At 40.1% G+C, this 4535-nt stretch carries 3 protein-coding genes; 2 read left to right on the forward strand and 1 reads right to left on the reverse strand.

The features are described 5' to 3' along the window. The first annotated feature begins 308 nt into the window (after nt 1-308). Complete coding sequence (arsB, locus tag F6K06_RS33125; RefSeq protein WP_287245201.1) at nt 309-1457, forward strand: ACR3 family arsenite efflux transporter; 1149 nt, start codon at nt 309-311, stop codon at nt 1455-1457. A 14-nt stretch (nt 1458-1471) separates the two neighbouring features. Then, entirely contained in the window at nt 1472-1894 is a 423-nt protein-coding gene (locus F6K06_RS33130) for an ArsI/CadI family heavy metal resistance metalloenzyme (RefSeq protein WP_124143497.1), read from the forward strand. Between the two features lie 397 nt (nt 1895-2291). Here the strand turns inward: F6K06_RS33130 and F6K06_RS33135 are convergent, their stop codons facing one another. Then, a complete protein-coding gene (locus F6K06_RS33135) occupies nt 2292-4355 on the reverse strand; it encodes a 5'-nucleotidase C-terminal domain-containing protein (RefSeq protein WP_287245207.1) in 2064 nt (687 codons plus the stop codon). Nucleotides 4356-4535: the final 180 nt, after the last annotated feature.

Consider the following 4535-nt stretch of genomic DNA (forward strand, 5'->3'; position numbering starts at 1 on the left):
TCTCCTGTCTCCTTCTTCAATGCCTTTTTTCAGTGATTAAATTCACTGGAGATAGAGCGGTATTATCCTGTTTGATTAGCGTAATTATTACGCTAACTGTTAGTTACTTTTTGTCCAAAGTCCAATACCTGACTCCTCTGTCATTTATTTATAACTAACCGGACATGATATAGCACGCCCTGCTACCGGATTTAATATAATTCATTGCTTGACATATCAATTTTTTTTGTTATATTTACATTATCTAAGAACATTAACCTTTTTTAATGACAGGATAAACAAACTGTAAAAATCCTGATATTAATCTTATGAGTCCAAATTTACCGCAAGTCAATAAATCTGCCGTACAAGCAGGTGGTCAACTTAGCTTCTTTGAAAAATATCTCACTGTTTGGGTAGCTTTGTGCATTGTCATAGGTATTGCCCTAGGGAAAATATTTCCCGGTGTTGCCAGTGCATTAGATGGCATGAGTATTTATCAAGTATCTATCCCCATCGCCATTTGTCTATTTTTTATGATGTATCCCATCATGGTAAAAATAGACTTTACCCAAACTAGAAATGCAGCTCGCGCTCCCAAACCTGTAATCTTAACATTAGTCGTTAACTGGGTAATTAAACCTTTTACCATGGTAGCGTTTGCGCAAATTTTCCTCGGTTGGCTATTTCGCCCACTATTAACAGGTACAGAAATATTGCGCGGTACAGAAGTAGCATTGGCAGACTCCTACATCGCTGGAACAATATTACTTGGTATCGCTCCCTGTACGGCAATGGTATTAATGTGGGGTTATCTTTCCTACAGCAACCAGGGACATACATTAGTAATGGTAGCGATTAATTCCTTGATAATGTTGTTTTTGTATGCTCCACTAGGACGGTGGTTACTGTCAGCTAATAATTTAACTGTGCCTTGGGAAACTATTGTTTTATCGGTGCTAATTTATGTGGGTTTACCTCTAGCAGCAGGAATGTATAGTCGTTACTGGATTTTCAAAAATAAAGGAAAAGCATGGTTTGAACGTAAGTTTATCAGGTATTTAAGTCCGGTTTCTACTGCTGCTTTGTTGATAACTTTAGTTTTATTGTTTGCTTTTAAGGGAGAATTAATTGTAGAAAATCCTGTTCATATTTTGTTGATAGCAGTACCACTATTTCTCCAGACTAATTTTATTTTTTTGATTACTTATGTAGCAGCTTTAAAAATGAAATTACATTATGAAGATGCCGCTCCTGCTGCTTTAATTGGAGCTAGTAATCATTTTGAAGTAGCGATCGCCACTGCAGTTACTTTGTTTGGCTTAAATTCTGGGGCAGCTTTAGCAACAGTAGTGGGAGTATTAATAGAAGTACCAGTCATGTTGATGTTGGTAGAATTTTGTAAACGTACAGCTTTTTGGTTTCCTCGCCAACCAGAAAAGGCAACTTTATTAGATCCTCGTTGTTTAAATTGTTAGATAGGGAAAAAATTATGTCCACTCTTAAAACTCACATTGCTCTAATCGCAACCAACTTAGAAAAGTCTGTAGAATTTTACCAAGCTTTATTTGGAGTAGCACCAGTTAAGTATAAGTCAGATTACGCAAAATTTGATATTGCTAACCCGCCTCTAAATCTTACCCTTAATTTAGAAGAAAATGTAGAACCAGGTGGGAATTTATCCCACTTAGGAATACAAGTTAGCACTTCTGAGGAAGTGGCAACAGCCATTGAAAGATTTAAAGTGGCCGGACTATCATTATTTGAGGAACATCAAACAGACTGCTGTTATGCACTTCAAGATAAAGTTTGGGTAACAGACCCTGATGGTAACCGCTGGGAGGTTTTTGTAGTCAAAGTGGCAGATACGGCACCAGAGAAAAATATAGTTGCGACTTCTGGCCAAACTCAGTAATATCATGTCCGGTTAAACAGTGATCAATAAATAACTACGGAGGAGTCAGGAGTCAGGAGTCAGGAGGGAAGAAAGAAGGAAGAAGCAAGAAAAAATAGGAGGAAAAGGAGAAAGTTTTTTTTATCACTAATTAGAGCTAGCTGATTAAATCTAAAAGCATTGACATATAAAGACAAGTGCCTTTTTGGGGTCGAAAAAAGTATCTGGTTTTCAGCCCTTAATGCTCATGCATGGAGCGTATTTTAGGCTCATAGTTGGGCAGAACAATCTTGGGACAATTCTTACTCCTACCTCCTCGCTCATTCCCATTTATCCTGTCTTCCCCTCCTGGGAGGGGGAGGGGCGAGGGGTGCGTTGTCTCCTGTCTCCTGTCTCCTACCCCTAATATCTGTACTAACTATCCAACAAATGAGAAATTGTCAGCATCAACTACAGGTGCATTGTCTAATGTGACAAATACACCTCCACTACCTAAACCAGCATCGCTACCATTTTGGTTATAGAATAGATTACCATTATCTGTATTGTATACAATGACAGCATCCTCTGTCGCAGCATCATTATTACTGGTAACAGTGGCAAATACATTCTCAAAACTGTCCCCACTATCAATAGCAGTGAAAGTTGTCCTGTTGATGAGGATGATATCTCGCTCTATATCAAAATCAGTAATCCTATCTTCTCCCAAATCATCTTGGTCATAAGCTTGATTTGTGTTAAAGATAAAGCGGTCAATACTCGCACCACCAGTCATGATATCATCTCCGGGGCCACTATTGAGGCGGTCGCGTCCTTGACCTCCATTGAGAGTATCGTTACCACTACCACCAAACAAGCGGTCAAAACCAGGGCGACCTTCTAAAATATCGTCGCCATCTTTACCATAAAGGAAGTCATTACCAAAACCACCAATAACAGTATCATCAATTTCATCACCAACGAGAGTATCATCACCGTTAGTTCCTTTCACAAATAATACTCTCCGAATACGCTCGTCTTCCTCTGGAGGTGTATCTGCATCACTGAAACTAGGGTTGCCATTAGCAGAAAAATTCACTGATAAATATTCAGCTAGTGCATCTTGTTCCCTACCATTATCAGTAAAGCTAGCGTTATTAGTTGCTCCTGATGGCAAACTTTCATCTACTAAGTCAACCTGATTTTCACCAAATAGTGGGAAAGGATAGCTATCGCCACCACCTGCGAGGAAACCGAGAGTCACTAGCCGAATTTCCCGGTCTGCGTCTCCTACTATCTCTCCATCACTCACTACCACATCAGCGATCGCTCCATTATCATCCACAACAGCTAGACTTCTGACCCGCTCCCCATCTGTGACAACGCCTGTATCATCAAATTCAATTGCTTGTTGAGTAGCATCATAACTGAAAGCAAGGCCACTCACCTGCGGAAACTGACCAGGAGTTGCATCGTCTGTAGTTGCTGCAACACCATGTTCGATAATTTGTTTGAGTTCTTCTGCGGTAACTGTTAGTAAACTGAGGTCGTTATTGAAGCGGAGGGTATTCTCAATATCTAGCTGAGAAATTTGCCCGTCTTCTTTACCTGCAAAAGGGTTTCCAGCAGGAGGCAGCTGTACCAAATCGTCGGAAGTACCGCCAGGAGGAATAAACGACTGACCAATATTGTCGCGGATACCGCCACCATTTTTAATGGAAACTATCACATCAGGGTCGTATTCTTGGGCAATAAATAAATTTGCATCCGCTGTCAAATTTCCCAGATTAGTTTCTTGGGTACGGACATCTCCTCTTGTACCGTTGAGAAATACTTCTGTGGAACCGAAAATATTGCCATCTCTAGCAGAAATGTTGTCATTAATAGCATTAGTCACAGCTACTATTGTGGGGTCAGCTACATCTTCAGGATTGACATCTTCCTCGTAAACTCGGTCAACTCCCTCATCATCAGTGGCATAAACACCACTTAAGTCTTCGTCAAAACTTGTAATAATACCGTTTTCGTCAAAGTCAGCAATGAGGCGACCGACATATTTATAGTTGCCGTCGGTGTTGATGACTAATACAGGTTCATCGCTAGCAGAAGTAAATTGAAGAGGATAGGAATCATCGCGAGTATCTCCATCCCTTAGGATATCATCTTCTGTGGCGAGGAGAGTATTGGAACCACCAGCCATAATGACATCGACATCTGTCAGAAGTTCTGCTAATTCTTCTTCAATACTAATCTGCTGCATGTGGGTGAGCAGAATAATTTTATTAATACCTGTGGCAGTTAATTCATCTACTGTTTCTTGAATAATCTCAGCCAAAGCTGCGATATCTTCACTATCTGAGGGAGAAACAACAAGATCGCCAGTGGAAGAAATGGTAGGTAAGGTAGGAGTAGTTGCACCGACTATACCTATTTCTTCCCCACCTACTTCAATGACAACGCTCCCGGAAATTGTATTAGGTTGGGGTGCTCCACCATCTGGCACAACAAAACCAGCAAGATTTGGATCGGGAGCAAAATCAATATTGGTGCTGAGGTAGGGCTATCAACAGTATTAAAATAATTGGACAAAGTTAAACATAAATAGACATTTACTGTGATATATTAGATTTATGTTTAACTTATTAAACTATTAAAAGAGGTGGCCGACAACTGAAATGCAATC

Origin of the sequence: Okeania sp. SIO1H4 (assembly GCF_010672695.1) — a bacterium.
In the GTDB taxonomy this organism is placed as follows: domain Bacteria; phylum Cyanobacteriota; class Cyanobacteriia; order Cyanobacteriales; family Microcoleaceae; genus Okeania; species Okeania hirsuta.

Excerpts from the sequence above, each read along its gene's own strand:
- F6K06_RS33130 (WP_124143497.1), top strand. The coding sequence starts at position 1,472 with ATGTCCACTCTTAAAACTCACATTGCTCTAATCGCAACCAACTTAGAA.
- arsB (WP_287245201.1), top strand. The coding sequence starts at position 309 with ATGAGTCCAAATTTACCGCAAGTCAATAAATCTGCCGTACAAGCAGGT.